The sequence below is a fragment of the Comamonas koreensis genome, from assembly GCF_014076495.1.
In the GTDB taxonomy this organism is placed as follows: Bacteria; Pseudomonadota; Gammaproteobacteria; order Burkholderiales; family Burkholderiaceae_C; genus Comamonas; species Comamonas squillarum.
This window is the reverse complement of record NZ_CP043575.1, coordinates 654058-674421: the sequence shown is the minus strand read 5'-3', so window position 1 is coordinate 674421 and position 20364 is coordinate 654058. Positions and strand designations below refer to the sequence as shown.

The following is a 20364-nucleotide window of genomic DNA, read 5'->3' as shown; positions in this document are numbered from 1 at the left end:
ACAGCGATAGCGGACATCTAGCAGTCACTTGGATGGCCCTGATGACCAGCGTCTGCTGCTATCGTGAAAGCCGTCACAGCTTCGGCTTGAACATTCGCGCGCGGATGACCGCTATGCGGTGGTGAGCGAACCCGCGCGATGAGACCATGGGCGGCAGCAACCGCTGCGAAGGAGTCTTCGCCGGTCAGAACCGATACATAACATCGCCAAGCTCTTTTGTGCAGCTCGCACTCCCATGCTCGCGCCTCACAAACTAAGAAATTCAGTGCAAATTTTCAAAACAAGAAGCTAACGTTTAGCTCTCTATAAATGGCCCCAGTGGATACACAGCATCTGAGGATCCCGCCAGTCACTGCAGCTCACGGCTATTGGCGTTTTTCCACACTCAACGGGGACATAGCCATCAATTTAGCCGTTTGCGACGAAAGCCAATGGCAGCTAGTCCCGCCATTGCAGCGGAAAGCAGCATCAGCGCTAACTGGCTCAGCGACGGGACCGGTGTTGGCTGTGTCACAACCGCAGCGGGCGTTACCGTGATGTCGTAAGACTGAGCTTGTGCGGGTGCATAGTTGGCGTTTCCATTTTGTGTGGCGGTAATCGTGCAGGTGCCTTCTGCACCAAAGGTCACCGTGCCTGCGTCAAGCGTGCACACGTCGCCTGCGGCCTTTTGCATCAGGCGCTGCTGATTGGTCACACCGCTTGCCGTAACGATAACAGGATTTGCTGACGCGCCCCCCTCTACAACGGGTGTGTAGCGCGCCCCCACTTGCACAGTCGAGGGCGGAAGCGGGTTAAAGCGAAGCGTCTGCATCGCTTGCTCCACAACCAAGACATGCGACACGTCGGGCGCTGCTTGATAAGCGGCGTTGCCTGGTTGCGTTGCACGAATCGTGCAGCTTCCAACACCAGCGAATGTGATGGGGCCTGATGGCTGCTGGGCTACACAAGGCCCGGAATCGACCACAAAGCTCACGCTCAACCCCGAAGTGGCTGTAGCTTGCGGCTGATAGGTCGTACCAAATTGATGCGGCGCTGGTGGCGCAAAGTTGATGGTTTGAGGACCAGGTGCCGCAAGGGGCGTCACAGGTGGAGAAGATGTGGACTCTGGCCCCAGGCCATTGGCGTGCTTGGCACGCACGGTGAACGTGTAGTCCGTACCAGCGGTCAACCCGCTAACGGTGCATTGTGTCTCTGGCGCGACTGCGGTACAGCCTGCACTCGCTGGATTGGAAGTCACTTCATAGCCGACCGGAGGATTGCCTCGATCATCGGCTGGTGCAGTCCAGCTTACGGCGATCTGCAGTTCACCCGCAGTGCCTGTTGGCGCACCTGCTGGATCGGTGAATCGAACTAACTGGGCGACCGTAGAGGGTTCGCCAGCCACAATCAGGCGCGCCATATACAGCCCTGCAGGCAGATCGGGCAACGGCGTCGACACGAACTGTGTCGTTGAATGAGAAGTAAAACCTATCTGGTAGATGAATCCATTCTCTACACGTTGTAGCTCAAGTCTCGGTACGTCGGTACCTCCAGCGCCCTTGAACCCAGTACCTGTAAGAGTCAGTACGCCCCCTCGCCGTTGCAAAAGCGGCAGGGGATCCAGCACGGCTGGAGTACTGACCGGCACAGGAGGCTGATAGCGATCTGTGTTCGCAAAAAAAGTCAAGCTGGGATTCGAGCTGAAACCACCCGTAATCAGCACCTCGCCACTTGGCAAAAGATTCGCTGTTCCATTTTCCCGCGCTTGAGTGACTGCATCTGAGTTGGACCAAGTGCCAGTTGCAGGGTCATAAACTTCCGCCACTGCCTGGGCATTGCGTGCCCCGTCTGAGCCGCCAGCAATCAATACCTTGCGGGACGGCAGTACGGTTGCATGCGCCATTGGAGAGCCCATCGTGCCGTTGCGCGGATAAATTAAAGAACCAGTGGCTGTCCAAGTGTTGGCGACCGGGTCATAGAGTTCTGCATGATTGGTCACACCAGCGGATGTGAATCCCCCCGCCAGTAGCAGGCGCCCGTCAGGCAGTAGATTCATGCTTGCATAGTGGCGCGGCACCAGGGGCGGTGCGGCCAGTGACCACGTGCCTGCAACAGGATCGTAGATTTCTGCACCCAGGACTTCTCCAGCTCCTCCGAAACCCGACGCCACCAATACACGGCCGTCAGACATCAACACGGCGGCGTGGGCGTTTCTTCCCATTGCCATACTGCCAGTCATTGTCCACGTGCGAGTTCGAGGATCATATATTTCCGCCGAAGTCTCTCTTACACCACCACTGCTCACCCCACCGGCCAAAAGAACTTTGCCATTGGCCAGCAGTGTCATGGAGGGCATGCTGCGCGTAACACTCTGAACTCCCGCATCTGACCAAGAATTGGACTCTGGGTAGTACAGACGAGCCTGCCGGCTACCGTCTGCGCGCACAAGCACTTGGCCAGTACCCAGTGTCACTGCCTCCATTACGTTGCCAGTAATGCCAATGGAGCCGATTGCGCTCCACGTATTGCCTGTCAGCCGCTCTGCTGTAGTAACGAATCCGGTGCGGTTAACTCCTCCGAACACCGCAAAGGTGCCATCATCGAGCAACGCGCCTGCATGCTGCGCACGCTCGGTCAACATGGGGGCGCTTGGTACCCAGGCAGCTACAGCCGCATGACTAAACGCCATAGACACTGCGGTTAAATAAGCGCCTGTCGCGAACGTTGAAAGCTTTGTACTCAACATTGTCCCCTCAAGTAGACCGTGACACTTGGGGATACTTGTACCCCTGCTTTTAACATTTTATACACACGTAGAAACATATATATGGCGCAAAGGTGCCAGGCCAGCTGTCTGCTGCCAGCCTCATAGCTTCCGCTCGAGCCTCGCATGCGAGCGGCAGCAACCGCTGCAGAGCCGAAGTGAGTGTTCGATAGCCTGCTTCAGGCTGATCTGAGTCATTCACGATCCAGGGCCTCAACGGCAGCAATCGCCCACATCTGTCGTTGAGCTCCGCCAGTTCTGAGTGTCCGCTTCATGTACGGAACTGGCCATTCGGCAGTTCGGTTCTCTGCACACCGCCTCGAGTGACGGCTTTTGCGCGCACCGACAGACTCATATCGACCCTGAGCGGACATTTAACAGCCAGTTTCGGATCTTAGGCATAACGTGTCATAGTGATCAATACGCTGTTGAGTTTACAAATCACATGCCGACTATCTACTTGCCAACCTACCGGATTGAATTTGACCATGCATTGATATCTGTCCCTGCGGATGGTTCTGACTGGGACTGGATGTGCGAAAACTGGGTCGATGCTCCACAGCAAGTAGAACTTATCCAGCAACAGGATTCCGTGCTAATTACGGGCAGGACTCGTTGGGCCAATTATTTGGAGTCGAGTCTATGTTTTGAGATGAATCCCCCTATTTTTTCAGTGCCAGAGTTGGTGACCTACGCCGCAACTACGGCCATCTCTGAAGTCTCCAACAAGGACGTTGCAAGGAACAGCCAAGCAGTCAAGGTCGTGAAGTACGGCTGGGGAACGTTAGTTACTCTTCAATGGCATCACCTGGAAATTGCTCATGCGCCAGGAGGAGACGAAAACTACATTCTTCCAAACAATGGAAGGGCTATCCATATTGGTTTTTTCCGGTTTAATTGGGACAAATTTGTGTGCGTTCCAAGAGGGACAACGTCCTCCTCAATTTGATTCGCGCTGCGGTTTGGGGCAAATCTAGATGATTGCTAATTGCCGGTTCCCGACTGTATTTGGCCGATCCACGATTGTCGCAAACCGAGCCATAGCCGACTTCCAGACTCTCCGAAAGCGGTCGTCAGAGGATCAGATCCTTGGTACGTTTGCCCGCAGCACAAGGTGCAACATGTGCAAAGCGTAGGCTCGTCAGCATCCCTCGATTGAAAGCAGTGGCCATCGTTCGCCGAATCGCTTGGATTGGATTCTTTGCTGATAGGTGGCAACGCTTACTCTCAGCGGATTATGTCGTACAACAAGGCCAAAAAGATCATACAGGCCGTGGGGTGCAACGATGCCGATGGCGTCCTCTTCGTCCAGATTGACGCCCACGCATGTCGCGAACTCCGGCCACGTCGATATGCCCTCTTCAAGCGAGCGAATCGCCGGCACTTTTATTCCCAGTTGCTCGGCGAACCAGTGATGAACAGTCGCTTGATTGGTCACTTCCCAGCGCACTGAAGGAATAATGCTCGCCAGTCGCAATTCAAGCTCTGCGTCTTGCCCTTTAGCGCTAGCTGAATCGTCGAAGTAGACGACATCAACGTCCGCAAGATCCGAGGGTCGCTTATAGCCGTGGAGCGAATCCCACACGAGCGATCGCACTGCGCCCGCACCAATGCACCAGGAAGACAAGCCGAGAGCGCGAACAGCCCCCAGGGCAGCCATCAACTCGCTGGAAGATCGAACCAGCGCGACGAGTCTTGTCTCAAGTTCATTTTGGATATGGTGTGACATAAAGGGTGGAGGCATTCGAGAGCGCCCGAGCAGACAATCGAGGCAGGATTGTTACCAGTCCTCGATGCAATCGTACTGACCGGATCGACCCGGCGCTGCCACAGGCTGCTCGTGGCCGAATTGAGCCATCGTACTAGCAGCTTCAAGTGGCTGCGCATGACTGTTGCTGCTCGCCCCAAAGCGGTCCATTAAATCACCCCACGCCAGACGTTTGAAGGGTTCTACTTCCTGCCCGCTTCGACAGTCCGAAGTGCCTCGATTAACTGCGCGCGGTCCTCTTCTACCCCCAGAATCATGGTCTCCATCACAGGCTTTCGCGCAGGCGCAGATTCGCGAGCGAGCTTCTTCCCGACATATTCGGAGGCATCTGCTAGAGCATTGCGACTATGAACATTGGAAATGCAATTCCAAGCGCTAACTATTGCGAGTTCCACCATTCTCGAGAAATCACCTACCCTACCAGCATTCCCTTCGCCCCGTAGGGTGAGTGAGCCATCATGAAATAACAAAAACTCTGACGGCATACCATCGACGAACATGCTTGGGAATCTCTCCAAATTCGCAACGGCAGCAGCTCGCTCTATAAGGCTTCTGCGAGCTTCAGCCGACACAACACCTTCAGCACGGTCTGTGAGCATTGGCGCGGGCTCTAGCTGTCGCCAAACCATTCCGCGAGCGCATACCACCAACACTTTTTCATCCGCGAAGGTCAGGCATATCTCGGGATGGAAAGATGGCTTGAGCAATAGCCGCAGCGCACACTTGGCGCGAAGACAAGCCGGGTCACCTATAAATGAAGGTATGCCCAAACTTACACATATGGCTTCGGCGGTGTAGGCCTCTGTTTTCATATTTGGCAGCTTACATCAAGCAATGACCGCTAATGGCCGATCCGCGACTGTCGCAGACCGACCCATTGCGGTCTTTACTTTGAAGCTTCCGCGAGGACTTTGCCTATCGCCTCGTCGAACACACTCATCGCTTCGATCCTTCCGTCAAAGACGTTGACTCGGGCGCGTGTGAGAACAATTGCGTCCTGCGGACGCTCTCGCGCAACGTAAAGCTCGAAAACTACACAGGTGTCCTCCCACATTGTTCCGAGCGTAATTGGCACCGTTGGCGGGAGTCTTGGCCGAGACTCCAGGCGATGTAAGTTGCCACTTTGGCACGCTCTTGCAATTCGTTAAGTGGAAGTTTTTCCAACATCCTATTCAATCTCTGCATATGGCTGATTGGGAGCTACTGGCATCGGGCTGCGGAGTAGCAAAAGCAGCCCGATACGCCATCCATGTCTCTATGTCGGCTAGCGCTGCTCTGCACCGACTGACTCCCCCGTCAAAAACGTCGACGCGTAAACTGTCGAGAACTGCTGGTAGACCTTCCGGAAAATCAAAGACGACCAAGTGGTGATGTCCATCCCCTAGCCCCTGCAGGGGAAACTTTCTCCAAAAGATGGCGAGCCGCAACCTTGCGGTGCATGCGCTTCCAATGTTTGGAGTGGCCAGATCAAACGCAGCGCTATAGATCCGATTTGGAGCGATGTCCGCGTAGGCAGAGTGCTGAATGAAAGCGGCGGAGCTGCTCGGAAGTGAGTCGAGAGCGCTCAACTCTTCAAGGGCAGCGCTATCAGTCTGCTTAAGACGTTCAGGGTGTTCTGAACACCACCGAAGCGCGTTTGCGCGTTCAATACCGAAGCGCCGGTTTGAGACGCGCGTGTAGAGCCTCAAGTACCGAGCTTCAATGGGAACATCCTTCTCTAGTCGCATACCTTCTCCATGTTCATGTTGACGTCTTCGGACTAAGTGAGCACCGCGCCAACAACGTCCATCTGTACGGAACCTGGTGTGCTATCGAAAGTCCAGCTGTGGCCGATTGGCGGCTGTCGCTGCTCGACCCGAAGCGGAAGTGGAGTCCTCGCCAACGCAGACATTCGAGGAGCGCTTCGATTTAGTGGCCGAAGCCGTCTTCCGGGGTGTTCGGAACCGATCATTCCGTGTGTACCCAACTGTTCGCCGCGTAGCCAATCTGGATAACTATTCACCGAAGAATGGAAAGGCTACTGATGCCAATAGCGATTCACAAAGTCTCGGAGCTTTGTGATGCTCAATGATGCACCCGTTGCTTCGAAGGCCGTACAGCTATCGAAGTTAAGAATCACTTGACCACGCTCCTTTCTATGCGGTTTCAGAACAACGGCATCCTCTTCAAGAAATGCACTCATTGGCATGTATTTCTCAACCATGCCGGTCAAGCTTCTAGTCTCGTTTGGCAGACGTAAAGACGCTTGTGCTTGCTCAAGTACTAGCCTTACCTCAGGTGGCGCATCGGGTACACGAGACTGAAGATATGTAGAGTTAAATACCAACTCAATTGATTTCCTCTCGGAATTCGACCGAATTTCAGTCAACCAGCAACGAGTTAGCAAGTTGAAGGGGGTAAGTCGGTTTTGCTTCCATTCAAAGATCTCCGCTGCCTCTTCATTTTTCTCCAGAGCCGATTGAACAGTTTGAGGATTGACTCTCGGCTTTCCTTCCTTCTCTGGAAACCATATCTGAGGGATGTCTTGTATCAGCGGCCAAAGTGCTTCAGGGTCTTCTCCAATCTCTGGTAAATAGACTGAAACAATGCATCTTGAATTCACTGCAGAGTCCTCGGGAGTGAATTCGGACTGGAGCTTAAGAATGGTTTTGAATCGCTGTGGGAGAGAGGCGCTTGCAAGTGCATGCGCCCAGCTTGCACCGTTTGTGTAGTCGAGAAAGACATGTGGCCAACCAGGCCACTTGTGGTCTGAAAGTGAAGTCTCATAGAACGCGCAGAGATGGAGTCGTGCAGTCGAAAAATCGCAGTTGCTCAAGCTTCCAGCGCTAGGGCTGCCTGTGAAATCTTTCCGAAATTTTGGTCCAAAGTCGAAGCCCACGTAATGGCCATGGAACCTGCATCCATTCAAAATAGGCCTGTCCATATACCGGTTGGAAACGCGTTTAGGAAGGCGGAAGTCGCAGTTCAGGCAGGCTGCGTCAAAGTTAAAGTCCGTCTTTGCGATCCCCTTCATTCGGAACTCACAGTTTGTGAAAGTAGCCCCTCCGACAATTACGTCGCTCACGTTTGTAGCGCCCAGTGTCAATATCTTTCCCTCGAAAGTTCCACCGCGAATCTCGTAGCCATGATCGCTCGGCGCAAAGGGAGTTCTTTTGCTCATTTTTTCTTGCATGGAGTGACTTCTTTGGTTGATACGTGTGGCCGACATTCTTTCATGACAGATTCCTATCTGTTCTTAAATCGTTCGATGCATCTGGATGTCGGCTTTCGGGGGCCATAGGCGCGCATGCTCCGAATGACTGCACTTGGCCGATAGCGGACCTTGGACAAGGACACGCTATGCCGCAAGGTGTAGGCCTAGTGCATTAAAAAAAGAAGTCGCCTCGAGTTCATCACTCAGGCGACCTTTGGTTTTATCCGCAACAGCACCTCGGCATATTCGCCACTTTTCTCACTTTTTACTGTCACCTACAGTGTGGTTGAGACAGCCTCCGAACGGTCCAGAAAGTGTTCGATTGGACAGAACGATGCTTTATGGCGCCGCTGTTTCGAATCGTACCGAACGAAAAATCTCGCTCTGCTGCACAGCCGCGGCTCGACGGTCGCCCATGTCCACGAGTTGGTCGAGCGCTCGCAAGATGGTTTGTGCCATGGCGTGCGGCATCGAGGGGACCTTCTCGCTGAACCTTTGAATCAGCCCTGCTAGCCTAGCTGGCAACTCCGAGCTGCGCCACTCGGCTCGTCGGTTCGCGTCGGGTAGAACGTGCTGTAAGCTGCTCACGAAGTGGTAGACAGGATAGTGCTCTAGGCTCCTTTCGCAAAGCTGCATCCAGTACTCCGCCACAAGTCGCGAGCTGCCTCGCGCACGCAGTACTGGGTCAACCAGAAGGATGACTACTCCAACATCGCTCCAGTTGTTGTTCGCGAAGCGCACAGGTGTCTTCGCGCTAAGATTCACGGAGAAAAAAAGCTCCCTTACGATGTCTGCCAGTTCCCGCTCGACGCGCCAAGCCCCTTCCCATGACTGAAGCGCGCGGTCACGGGCCACGGCCAAAAGTTGCAATGCGTTCTCCGGAATGGCTGCACTGTCGGCAACAGCGGCCGCCAACTCCCAGACGTATCCCTCCGCCAGTTCGCAGTACGTTTCGTCGTCGGCGGCTGCGGCCTTTTGCAGGAAGCGACGGTCGGCTTCCTCAGTAGGCAGGAGAAGGGATACTTTGGCGAGGAACTGAAAGAGGCTCCGCTTCCATTCGTACAGGTATGACGCGTTCTCCTCCAAGCCTCGCCTGTTCGTTGTCCAGAATGGCGCGATGCGTTCAATGGTCCATGCTGCCAGTCGCTCGCACCAAGCGAGAAATTCGCCTGCGTGCCTCCGGTCCCCAACAGCTTTATTTAACGGTATGGTCTCGAGCACCTTCGCTAGGAAGGTTGTGTCCACCTGCAAAGGATTCGTTCTCCAAGGCTCATTCCGTTGTCGACCGTATCGGCTGGTTTCCTCCTTCGGCGTGTCTTCCGCAGGAATTGGGACCCACGGCTCGGGAAGCGAGGGCAACACGTCTTGCGGAGCAGCGCCGTCTATCACCCTGTTCATCGAACCCGTCAAAACTTCCTCAAGGTATTCCTGGCGGGCGTCCTCGGCTGCATGGCCATACCGCACTTCAACGAAGGCGAGCTCAGTGGCGACGCGCAGCGCCTCCCAGGCAATGTTCGGATGTTCTTCCCACGCCTGGAGCATGCCCTGTAGCGCCATGACCTGGATTTCCTCGTACGGATGGCTGACGAGCTGAATGAGCAACTGCTGCACAGCGGGGATGTCTTCACCTTCCAATGTCTTGAGCAGCGCGCCGAATCCTTTAGCCACGTAGAGCACAGGATGGAACATGAGATGCGCTCCACGAACGAAGAGATTGCCGTGCGCGTGAGGCGTCTTCGATGCGTATACGCAGGTTTGGGCCGCCCACTCAAAGTGCTCCGACGCTCCTTCAGAGACAACGACGGCCGCTACGCCCGCCACAGCGGCTTGAAGTTGATGCAGCGTGTCACCGCTCGGGTGTCCTTCATTGAACAAGTCCCCGACGTATAGTTGCTTGGCCGCTGCCACAGCTTCATCGATGGTCAGTGACGGCTTGAGCGACCCATTGTCAAAGTAAAAATCGGCCCATGTCAACAGCTGAAATTGCCTTCCCATCTCAGCATGCTTGGTCTCAATCTCTTGGACGTCTGCACTTCGCGACTGCGGGTTGTCTATGACGATGGCAATCCTCGAATCGTCTTCGACCAACTTGGCGTGGTAGTTCTCAGGCTTGCCGTTCTCCGCCCAGATTTCGGCGGTGCGGTGCAGGTCATTCCTGTGCGCGTCGCTGGCACGCTCCTCAACGAATTCGAAGGGGAGGTCATTCGGGAACTGTTGGATGGCCGTGGCCGCTCGGTCCCCAAGCTCCCCGCCGCGCACGAGCATGAGACTCGCAAGCGAGCGCAGGTCCGTTTGCCGAATCGCGAGGTCGTTGCCGGCCTTCACAGCACGAGCGTGCTGCATGTCATGCGGTCTGAAGAATCCAATCAGGTTGCTTTGACTTAAGTCCTCCACACTGCGCCTGACGTCTAGGTGCCAGAGCCTCTGACTGGTCGCAATCGGAAGGGTGGTGGCGGAGCATTGTTGTGCCTGCAGGCTGACTGCAACCGCCACAGCCAATGCCCCGACAGAGGTCTGCCCTTCCAGGACTTCGCGAACCACATCGTCTGCTGCGACATCGGCCTTCAACTGCGCGAAAGCCCAGACTTCAAGCGCCATGAGGCCAGAGTTCACCGCAGTAGGCGCCCAATTGCCACGCGCGCCCATGTAACGCTGGTAGTCCCCCCAGAAGACCTGCCGTCCCCACGGGAACTCAAGGACGAGAGGAATCGGGGTCGCCTCATCGCGCGAGAGTCGATGATATTGGCGCCAGGCCCGGATGGAGTAATTCGACAATTCTCGAACGAGCCGCCGCGCCTCGTCTGGCGCATGCTCGAACAGCGCGGCAAATGGCTGCCGCGTTGGCGCAGACGGCGAGAACATCCCCTCATCTCTGATGCCCGGTGCATTCCCGTGCAGGCTTGAGAATCCGCTCGAGATACTGTAATGCTCCTGGTCTCGCATCTGCCGTTCTATATCGACAGGCAATTGCCGACACAAGAACTTCAGTGTCAACTCTATGAGTTCCGTAGGGCAGACCTGCGACAGTAGTGGCGCGTGATTGAACACCGCAGTCATAACGCCAGGCGGTATGCGCCGTAGATGCTGCAAATCGCGGATGTACTGCGCCACCAGCCCGGGTTGCCCGAAGGTCGAACTCAGGACCAGGGAGCGCAGCGACTTCTCGAGCTCCTTCACCTCTTCGTCGCTGTAGCCCGTTTCGCTCAGCTGCCGCCACACCTCATAGTCTCGTTCCCCGTCTTCCCGGTAGCGAACATGCTGGATGTGATACAGCCACGCCAGACAAGTACGCACGATGGAGTCCGAAATCCGGTTGGAGCGGCGCCGAAACCGGTTCTGCCAGACCTCAAAGGCGGCGACGACGTCAGGAATGGCCGTAACGGGAACACGGACTGAGTGCTCCAAGAGCCAGGTGCAAAACCTCACCCAAGCCGGCAAGTCAGCCGGGTAGCTCAGCATGTCGGCATACAGCATTCGCTGCGCCAGGTCCAAGTCTGTGGCGTTTGCATTCGTCAGCACGGAGGAGTCGGGCTGAGACTTGGCTGCTTGGTACCAGACGACAAGCTGACGCACCCGCTTGGCGTCACCCTCGAACAGCGCCTCCGTGTACGCGTCAGCGTGCTCTTCGAACGTTTCGAGACCGAAGGGGCCCGCGAGCCAAGCGCGCAGCCACTGGGACCGAAGTTGGGTGCTGCTCTCCAGCAGTTGTAGGTAGCTGACCCAGCTCTCCCCAAGGAGCAGCTCCGCCTGCGACAGCAGTTCGACCACACGCCCAAGCGCCGGAGGCTCCCCTACCTGTCGCATGAAGTCGGGCCATCGCTCCTCCTCCCCGACTAAGAGCTGCAGGAACGCCCATTCGAAGAAGATGTCGTGTGTAAACTGCACCGAGTGACCAAGCCGCTGAGACCGGATGATTCCGTCAGCCTCCAGCTCCACAAGTGCCTGCGGGTCGATGCCACAAACAGGAATCCGCCTGCCCAAGCGAGCAGCGCCTTCCCTGGCCAAGCCAACGAGTGCAGCACGCCTATATTGCACCCGGGCCGCGTCGGCCGAGTAGCCTCCACCACCCCACCAAAGCTGCGCAAGGTCGACTTCCGAACTCGCGGTGACTTGGCCTGCGCCTACGCTCTTGGCGAGAACTGCTGCAAAGAACGGCCGGCGCACGACGCTGCGTACGGCTTCGCTCCCAAATAGGAGTGGGGCAAGAGAAGGAACCGCGTCAGCCAACAGAGTGGCTTCAGCATCATCGAGTGCTCTTACCTCCACTGTCCGCACACTGCTGAACAGCTTTGCAGGCAGCCAGGTTCTGAGGGGTTCAGCGCCCGTGTCCCGGACGGTAGCGACCACCAGCCAGTCTGAGAGCAGCGGGGAGTTGAGGACGGAGAGCAGCACGTCCTTGAGCACGCCACGCCGCGCCACCTCAATTCGGTCGAGGCCGTCGATGAAAAGAACCCTTGGTCCCGTTGCGCCCAGTTCGACCAGAAGCTCCTCAAGGTCAACGTTGGGTAGTCCGGAAGCAGCCGCGTACTGCGCCCACGTACTGCCTTGGAGGCGGTCAGCCTTCAGGAGCAGCACCGGGCCTGACTGCAGCAGCCTTTCTACAGCCAAGCGCAGGACGACCGACTTGCCTACGCCGGGCAGACCAGTGAGTTGAAGCAGTCCTGGGGCGCTGATCGCCTGGACCACCTGGGTGACGCTGCTCTCACGCGGGATATTCAGCCCGTGGATGTCGTTCGCAATCTCGCCCAGAGCCAGCCGCGTCTCCTGCTCGATAGACTGCAGCGCGCCTGAAAGGCTCGGCGCGCCAGCTAAGCGAAACGCGCCACTCAGCCTTGCGACCAGCGTCTTGCGGTCAAAGCCTGCGGCACGCCCCTCCGCACGGCGCACCAGCGACAGGAGCCTGCGCCAGAGGTCGTCGGCACGGCCTCGGTCAGCGGGTGCGAGCATGTTGGCCAGGTTAGCGACCGAGTTGTTTTCCGTCACTGAGCCTTCGGCCAGGAGCTCCATGCGAATAAGAACGAAGTGCGCGAGGAGCTTGTGGACAGCTGCATCAAGCTGCTCCGAAGCCACGTGGTTGGTCAGAATCTCCCTAACCACATCGAAGTGTGTGGCTTTGTCCCCAGCCACGCCCGGCGTACGGAGCTTGCGCACAAGTATTTCCGTGGAGCTCTCATCCCGCGCCCACTCGCACAGAGTTTCGAACGTCCGTCGGCTAGCATCTGCAATCTGGCCGGTAACCACACCTACTCTGTCCTGCCCGACCTGAAATGCAAGTGCGGACACGGTGAGATGCGCTCGCTCAATGGTCTCGCGAAAATCCGTGTTCGTGTCCGCCGCGCTAATCCGGAGGCTCTCCTTGACCTGTGCGCTGAAGGTGGCTACTGCTTGGTCGACGCCCCGCGCTCGAACAACCAGGTCATCCAAGGGTTGGCCTAGCGGGCCCTGCTGCACGGCCACATGGATGACCGAGCGTGCCGTGAGCCCGAGCGCTGGCGCCTCACCCAAGAGGGCGACCGCGTACACCGCTGCAACCGTGTCTTCATAGCTGAAGCCCTCACCGCCTGTTAGTCCAGGAGGCGCACCTCGTTGCGTTACAGTGCTTGTTGCAGTCATTCCCTGAGCCGGTTGCGAATTCATCCAGTGATTGCCCTTTTAGAATCGAGTCAGGTCTTTCTGGTTGTCTCGCGTGGACCTGTCGTTCTTCACCTTTAGATACTCCGCCTCCAAGGCAAAAACCGATTCTGGCGCAGACAGGCGTACCCAAAAAAAACAGCCCTTCAGCACCTCGTGGACGTGTTCCACACAGTACTCTCTTGATTTGAGGCTTCTTCCATGGATAGTAGCGCCTTCTGACTACTCGACGCGTAAGGCGTTAATTGTGCTGTGCGACCGTTACCAGTAGCGGTCACTCCGATCAACCTAGTTCCCGCATGCAGCGCGTGCAACAAGATCAAGCTTGATTTCCAGCCGATCGAGGCGAAAGACCTGATCTTGCACCCCTACTACGATGATGTCCCGAAAGACATCTGGCTAAAGGCCCGTGTTTTGGATGTCGACTGTAAACCAGTTTTCGAGTACTTTGCTGACCCGCCTTCGGAGTGGCCAACGCTTTGGGCTTCTCGCGTCAGAGCTCATTTAGATACCCTCAAGCTGCCGACGCTTTACGCCTCGCACGCGGCAGAAGAGCTCATTAACAATCGCCAGTCTCTCCAGGACCTTCACCTCGCAGGTGGGGCAGCCGCGGTGAAAGCACATTGCCGAGATATGCAGGGCTCGCGCCAAGCGGCTTACCTCAATAGCTGGCAGGCTGCTTGTTACGGCGCCCTGGTTGATTCCGACTGGTTTTGCGCCAGTGGGGTCCTTGCGATCGAAGCGTCTAAGCCTGTTTGGCCTACCGATCCGTCGGACGAAATCAACGCTCTAGCCCTAGGCCAAATTGCTGCGTTGTGAGTATGCGTTGCCGCGGATCGGTTTATTCCCCTGGACCGTTTGCGGTCGTCCGAACACCGACGGGTCAAATGTCTGCTTCCTCGAGGCCTAATTGACGGCGTAAATATCGGCTGAGGGTCGTTTGCTGGTCGACACGAACGACAACAACGGGTCGTAGCGTGAGCCCACCATTGTCGGCAGCGGTCATCTGTGGGCTCCGTCCTCGGAGAGCGTCACGTTGCCACGAATGACTGCTGCACCTCTCGGACCGGGCGTTCGTCTGGTCGTTGAGCGGATGGTGCAATGACCGGATGGAGGCCAACAAGATACGGCCAACCGCTGCGACCGAAGGGCAGCAGTCGCTGCAATGCAGCCATACCTTCAGCCATTCAGCCACATAGCCACTCCTAGCCCCATTAGCCCTTCTCCTCCCCCTCACCCCAACCCCCCTCGCATAGCCTCCACAAACACTCTCACCTTAGGCAGCACCTGCCGCCTCGTCGGGTACACCGCCCTCACCGCCAGCTCCTTGGGCTGCACATCCTCCAGCGCGATGGCGACCAGGTGGTTTGATTGCAGGTATTCCGCCGTGTACCAGCTCGACAGCAGCGCAATGCCGATGCCGGCCATGCAGGCGTCGTGGGAGCCTTCGAAGCTGTTGAAGATGAGGCGGCCGGCTACGCGCAGAGTGCGCTCCTGCTGGCCGGTCTGGAAGGTCCAGGGTCGCAGCTCGGTGGTGGTGATGCACTGGTGCTGCGCCAGGTCGCCCAGTACGCGGGGAGCGGGGTATTTGCCCAGGTAGCTGGTAGCGGCGCGGCGCATGCGGCGTTTGCTGCCCAGCGCGGTGGGGACCAGGCTGGAGTCGCGCGGCTTGCCGGCGCCCATGTCCCCAACGGGTCAACCCTTAGCTATCCCCCACAGCACCCAGGTCGGAATATAGGAATACGCTGTACCCCGTTCCAGCAAGCTGCCGATGGAGCCACCCTGCGGCTCGCCTGCCGCCGGGACCATCACCCTCAACAGCGCAAACCAACCGGACACCCACCCATGCAAAGAACCACAGACCCGTCCCTCACCCCCACCAGCACCGCCACCCCTTCGCAGCTGTTCCAGCCCCTCACCCTGTCCCAACTCCAGCTCCCCAACCGCATCGTCATCGCCCCGATGTGCCAGTACTCGGCGCAGGACGGCAATGCCAATGACTGGCATTTGATGCACTACGGCAGCCTGGCGGTATCGGGCGCGGGCATGCTGGTGCTGGAGGCCACGGCGGTGTCGGCGGTGGGGCGCATTACCGATGCGGATCTGGGCATTTACTCGGACGACAACCAGCAGGCGCTGGGGCGGCTGATGGGGTCGCTGCGCAAGCTCTCGGCCATTCCTGTCGCTATCCAGCTGGCCCATGCGGGCCGCAAGGCATCGAGCCACCTGCCTTGGGAAGGGGCAGCGCAAATTGCGCCTGATGCGCCCCGGGGTTGGGTGGCGCAGGCGCCTTCGGCGATTGCCCATGCGTCGGGCGAGGTGCCGCCGGCCGAGATGACGCCTGCCGAGCTGGCAGAAGTGAAGGACGCGTTTGTGGCAGCGGCCAAGGCGGCCGATGCGCTGGGCATTGATGGCATCGAGATCCACATGGCCCATGGCTATTTGCTGCATGAGTTCCTCTCGCCCCTTTCCAACACCCGCAGCGACGCCTATGGCGGCAGCCTGGAGAACCGCCTGCGCTACCCGCTGGAGGTGTTTGCCGCCGTGCGCGCGGCAGTGCCTGCGGCCAAGCCGGTGTGGGTGCGCATCTCGGCATCGGATTGGGCGCCGGGCGGTTGGGATATCGATGGTTCGATCGCGCTGGCGCAGGGGTTGAAGGCACTGGGTTGCAGCGCCATCCATGTGTCCTCGGGCGGGCTGTCGACCGCCCAGCAGATCCCTGTGCAGCCGGGCTACCAGGTGGGCTTTGCCGAGGCGATCAAGCAGGCCACGGGCCTGACCACGATTGCCGTCGGTTTGGTGACCGAGCCTGCGCAGGCCGAGCACATTGTGGCCTCGGGCCAGGCCGATGCTGTCGCCATTGGCCGCGCGGCCTTGTACGACCCGCGCTGGCCCTGGCATGCGGCCGCCAGCCTGGGCGCGCAGGTGGATGCGCCACGCCAGTACTGGCGCAGCCAGCCGCGTGAGTTCAGCAAGCTCTTCCGTGGCGCAGCGGTAGGCGTGCGCTAAACACGTTCTGTAAACACTAAGGGAGGCAGCACCCAAAGCCGCTAAGCTATGCGGATGCCTGCCCGCCCTCCCGTGTTTGCCTCCCCGCCCCACCCCCCAGCTGCAGCCCGCCGCGCCCGCGCGGTGCTGGGCCAGCTCAGCGATATGGATTTGCGGCTGCTGCAGGTCTTCAAGAGCGTGGTGGAGTGCGGGGGCATGTCGGCCGCCGAGCTGGAGCTCAACATCGGCACGTCGACGCTGAGCCGCCATATGAAGGACCTGGAGACCCGCCTGGGCATGGTGCTTTGCCGGCGCGGGCGCGCGGGCTTTGCGCTGACGCCGGAGGGCCACCAGGTCTACGAGGCCACCTTGCAACTGCTGGGCGGCGTCGATCTGTTCCGCAGCCGCATTGACGATATCCACGCCCGCATGGGCGGCAATCTGGAGATCGCCATCTTCGACAAGACGGTGAGCAACCCGCAGGCCCAGATCCACCGCGCGATTGCGCAGTTCCACGGCCAGGCGCCGGATGTGAACCTGCAGCTGCATGTCAGCTCGATCAACGCCATTGAGCGCGGCCTGATGGATGGGCGCTTTCATGTGGGCATCATCCCGGCGCACCGCAGCTCGGCCAGCCTGGTCTACCGCGATCTGTTTGCCGAGAACATGCAGCTGTACTGCGCCGCCGGCCATGACCTGTGGGAGCAGACGCATGAAGACCTGGACTGGGAGCAGCTGCGCAGCTACCCGTTTGCCGGCCTGGGTTACCACTCGCCCAATATGGAGCTGAGCCACAGCGTGCGCCTGCCGCGTGCGGCCACCGGGTTTGACCAGGAGTCGATTGCCACCTTGATTTTGTCCGGGTGTTTTTTGGGCTTTCTGCCGGACCACTATGCCGCCAGTTTTGAAAACCAAGGTTTGATGCGGGCTGTGCGGCCAGAACGCTTCCAATACCGCTGCCAATTCGTGGCCATGTGGCGCTTATCGCCTGCGCCGAGCCGTGTGGCGCAAGCCTTCATCGACTGCCTCCTCAACGCCCACACAGCACTTGACTAAGTTGCTATGAAATTAACTTATCCACAGAAACCGGCTTCCCGGTGTGCATTTCTTCTCTAGAGGGAGATTGCAGGGAGTTTCTCACGCAACAACGGGAACATTGCACAAAATTATCCACAGGGTGAGAATCGGATAACTGCCGCTTTTGCACTGCAGCAAACGCCTGGTGCCAACCGGGCCCCCGGGGTCGCACCTGCGCGACTGCCTCCCTCCGCCCGCAGGCCGGCCAATGCGGCAGGCGTGCGGTTCGGCGCTACCATCGCTACCGTAACGACCACCCTGGACTGCCCCGTGCCCAAGCCTGCGCCCCCTGCCACTCCCCAGCGCCCCAGCCCACCGGGCGCAGCCAAGCCTGCCGCCCCCAAGGCCCGGGCCACGATTGCCGATGTGGCGCTGGCGGCCCAGGTATCCAAGGCCACGGTGTCGCGCTACCTCAATGGCCGCACCGACATCCTCACCCCCGACATGGCCAAGCGCGTGCAGGAGGCCATTGCCAGCCTGCAGTACCGGCCCAGCCCGATGGCGCAGGCGCTCAAGCATGGCCGCACGCGCCTCATCGGCCTAGCGGTGGCTGATGTGACCAACCCCTTCTCGGTGGCGGTGCTGCAGGGCGCAGAAAAGGCCTGCCAGGCCGCTGGCTACCTGCTGGTGCTGTTCAACCTGGGCAATGAGGCCGGGCGCGAGCGCGATGCCATGCATGCGCTGTCGGCCTACCAGCTCGACGGCATGATCCTCAACCGTGTGGACACCAGCGCCCAGCTCTGGCAGGACGCGCAACTGCACGGCAAGCCCATCGTGCTGGTGGATCGCTTCCAGGAAGGGATGGACGCCGATTTTGTGACCGTGGACAACCCCGGTGTGATCCAGATCGCGATGGACCACCTGCAGCAGCAAGGCTTTGACGAAGTGCTGCTGGTGACCGAGCCGATTGCCGATGTGAGCTCGCGCACCGCGCGCCAGCAGGCCTTTGCCCGCTACCTGCAAGACCTGCAAGGCCAGGCCGGCACGCGGCGCGGCCAGCCCGCCGCCATGCAGGGCAATGTGTGGGAGAGCACACCGCACAACGCCAGCGCCTTGCAGCAGCACCTGCAGCAGTGGCAACAGCAGGCGCTGCAAACGGGCCGCCACCCCGCCGTGCTGGCCGGCAATGCCGTGGCCAGCCTGCGCGTGGCCACCGCCGTGCACGCGCTGGGCTGGGTGCCCGGGCGCGAGCTGGGCATCATCGGCGTGGACGAGACCGACTGGGCCGCGCTGGTGGGCCCGGGCCTGAGCACCGTGGCCCAGCCCACCGATGCACTGGGCCAGGCGGCAGCCACCTGCCTCATCGAGCGCATCCAGGGTCTGCAAAGCCCCGCCCGCACCGTGGAGTTACCAGGCACCATCATTGTGCGCGGCTCGACAAAATCTCCAAACCATTGATTCAAAACCACTAAAAACAGCGTTACGCACCAAACTAGGGCAAACCCTAGTAATCGTTCCGTAACCTTGCGCTAAACTGAGGCGCTACTGAAACCGGTTTCAAAAGCGCCGCATCGCCATGAACTACACGTTCCAATTCGACCAGGTCCTGGCAGCCTGGCCGCAGCTATTGCAGGGCACCTGGGTGACCATCCAGCTGTCTTTTCTCGCCATGGTCATCGGCCTGGCCGTCGCTATCGTCTGCGCCTGGGGCAAGACCTCCGGCCCGGCGCCGCTGCGCTTTGTCATCAATGCCTATATCGAGCTGATCCGCAACACGCCCTTTTTGGTGCAGTTGTTTTTCTTCTTCTTTGCGCTGCCGGCCATCGGCCTGCGCTGGTCGCCGCAAACCGCCGCGCTGGTGGCCATGGTGGTCAACCTGGGCGCCTATGCGACCGAGATCATCCGCGCCGGCATCGAGTCCATCCCCAAGGGCCAGATAGAAGCGGGCCTGGCACTGGATCTGAAGCGCTGGGAGATCTTCCGCTTTGTGATCCTCAAGCCCGCGCTCAAGACCATCTACCCGGCGCTGACCAGCCAGTTCATCCTGCTGATGCTCAGCTCGGCCGTGGTGTCTGTGATCTCGGCCGACGACCTGACCTCGGTGGCCGCCAACATCCAGTCCGAGACCTTCCGCAGCTTTGAGGTCTACATCGTCGTGGCCGCCATCTACCTGCTGCTGTCGCTGGCCTTCAACCTGCTGTTCAAGCTCATCTACCAGATGGCCTTGAACTACCCAGACCGCCGATAAGCCCCCTCGGAGAGAAATATGCGTACTTTTGGTTGGCCCGAGTTGTGGTTCATCGTGGAAGCGGCCAAGTGGACCGTGGCCCTGTCCCTGATCGCCTTTATTGGCGGCGCCCTGGTGGGCCTGGTGATTGCGCTGTCGCGCACCTCCGAGAACGGCCTGGCGCGCGGCATTGCCACCGCCTTTACCCAGATTTTTCAGGGCACGCCACTGCTGCTGCAGCTGTTCCTGGTGTTCTTTGGCGCGCCCATTCTGGGCTTTGAGATCAACCCCTGGGTGGCAGCCGCTGCGGCGCTGATTCTCAACAGCGGCGCGTTCCTGGGCGAAATCTGGCGCGGCTGTATCCAGGCGGTGCCACGCGGCCAGTGGGAAGCGGCCGAGGCCTTGTCGCTGTCCTACTTCTGGCGCATGCGCGCCGTCGTGCTGCCCCAGGCGATGAAGATTGCCGTGGCCCCCACCGTGGGCTACCTGGTGCAGATCATCAAGGGCACGTCGCTGGCGGCCATCATCGGCTTTACCGAGATCACGCGTGCCGGCCAGATCATCAACAACGCCACCTTCCAGCCGATGCTGGTGTTCGGTGTCGTCGGTGCCGTTTACTTCATCCTGTGCTGGCCGCTGTCCCTCTGGGCGGGCCGCCTTGAGAAGCGCCAAGCCAGATGAACACCCCGCTGAGTCGCTTACGCGCCTTCCCCCCAGGGGGGACGACGCCCTTGCTGCGGGGCGGCCCTTGCTCGGCGTCCCGCCGATGGGCCCTGCTGCAACAACGCGGGTGCTTC

Annotated in this window: 12 protein-coding genes; 7 read left to right on the top strand and 5 right to left on the bottom strand. The window is 59.1% G+C overall.

The window, feature by feature from the left end:
- Positions 1-403: 403 nt before the first annotated feature.
- A complete protein-coding gene (locus tag F0Q04_RS03155) occupies positions 404-2620 on the bottom strand; it encodes an IPTL-CTERM sorting domain-containing protein (protein ID WP_232539491.1) in 2217 nt (738 codons plus the stop codon).
- 568 nt (positions 2621-3188) lie between these two features.
- Here F0Q04_RS03155 and F0Q04_RS03150 point away from each other — a divergent pair.
- A complete protein-coding gene (locus F0Q04_RS03150; protein WP_182344407.1) occupies positions 3189-3692 on the top strand; it encodes a hypothetical protein in 504 nt (167 codons plus the stop codon).
- A gap of 192 nt (positions 3693-3884) precedes the next feature.
- Here the strand turns inward: F0Q04_RS03150 and F0Q04_RS03145 are convergent, their stop codons facing one another.
- The 3 genes from F0Q04_RS03145 to F0Q04_RS03135 all read right to left on the bottom strand — a co-directional run bounded on the left by F0Q04_RS03145 (position 3885) and on the right by F0Q04_RS03135 (position 13317).
- A complete protein-coding gene (locus F0Q04_RS03145; protein WP_182344405.1) occupies positions 3885-4472 on the bottom strand; it encodes a nucleotidyltransferase family protein in 588 nt (195 codons plus the stop codon).
- A 2056-nt stretch (positions 4473-6528) separates the two neighbouring features.
- Entirely contained in the window at positions 6529-7683 is a 1155-nt protein-coding gene (locus F0Q04_RS03140) for a pentapeptide repeat-containing protein (RefSeq protein ID WP_182344403.1), read from the bottom strand.
- A 360-nt stretch (positions 7684-8043) separates the two neighbouring features.
- A complete protein-coding gene (locus F0Q04_RS03135; protein WP_182344401.1) occupies positions 8044-13317 on the bottom strand; it encodes an ATP-binding protein in 5274 nt (1757 codons plus the stop codon).
- Positions 13318-13587: 270 nt separating this feature from the next.
- Between F0Q04_RS03135 and F0Q04_RS03130 the strand changes: the two genes are divergently transcribed.
- The gene (locus F0Q04_RS03130) at positions 13588-14154 is read left to right on the top strand and encodes a hypothetical protein (RefSeq protein WP_182344399.1); all 567 of its coding nucleotides are present in this window, start codon (positions 13588-13590) and stop codon (positions 14152-14154) included.
- Between the two features lie 414 nt (positions 14155-14568).
- On the opposite strand, the gene F0Q04_RS03125 is transcribed toward F0Q04_RS03130, so the two are convergent.
- A complete protein-coding gene (locus F0Q04_RS03125; protein WP_182344397.1) occupies positions 14569-15018 on the bottom strand; it encodes a substrate binding domain-containing protein in 450 nt (149 codons plus the stop codon).
- 162 nt (positions 15019-15180) lie between these two features.
- On the opposite strand from F0Q04_RS03125, the gene F0Q04_RS03120 reads away from it, so the two are divergent.
- From F0Q04_RS03120 to F0Q04_RS03100, 5 genes are all read left to right on the top strand, one after another.
- A complete protein-coding gene (locus F0Q04_RS03120) occupies positions 15181-16344 on the top strand; it encodes an NADH:flavin oxidoreductase/NADH oxidase (RefSeq protein WP_182344395.1) in 1164 nt (387 codons plus the stop codon).
- A 48-nt stretch (positions 16345-16392) separates the two neighbouring features.
- Positions 16393-17379, top strand: coding sequence for a LysR family transcriptional regulator (locus F0Q04_RS03115; protein ID WP_182344393.1), 987 nt, complete (start codon positions 16393-16395; stop codon positions 17377-17379).
- A 291-nt stretch (positions 17380-17670) separates the two neighbouring features.
- The gene (locus tag F0Q04_RS03110) at positions 17671-18798 is read left to right on the top strand and encodes a LacI family DNA-binding transcriptional regulator (RefSeq protein WP_182344391.1); all 1128 of its coding nucleotides are present in this window, start codon (positions 17671-17673) and stop codon (positions 18796-18798) included.
- 118 nt (positions 18799-18916) lie between these two features.
- The gene (locus tag F0Q04_RS03105) at positions 18917-19588 is read left to right on the top strand and encodes an amino acid ABC transporter permease (RefSeq protein ID WP_116925379.1); all 672 of its coding nucleotides are present in this window, start codon (positions 18917-18919) and stop codon (positions 19586-19588) included.
- Between the two features lie 18 nt (positions 19589-19606).
- Complete coding sequence (locus F0Q04_RS03100) at positions 19607-20248, top strand: amino acid ABC transporter permease (RefSeq protein WP_116925378.1); 642 nt, start codon at positions 19607-19609, stop codon at positions 20246-20248.
- The last annotated feature ends 116 nt before the right edge of the window (positions 20249-20364 follow it).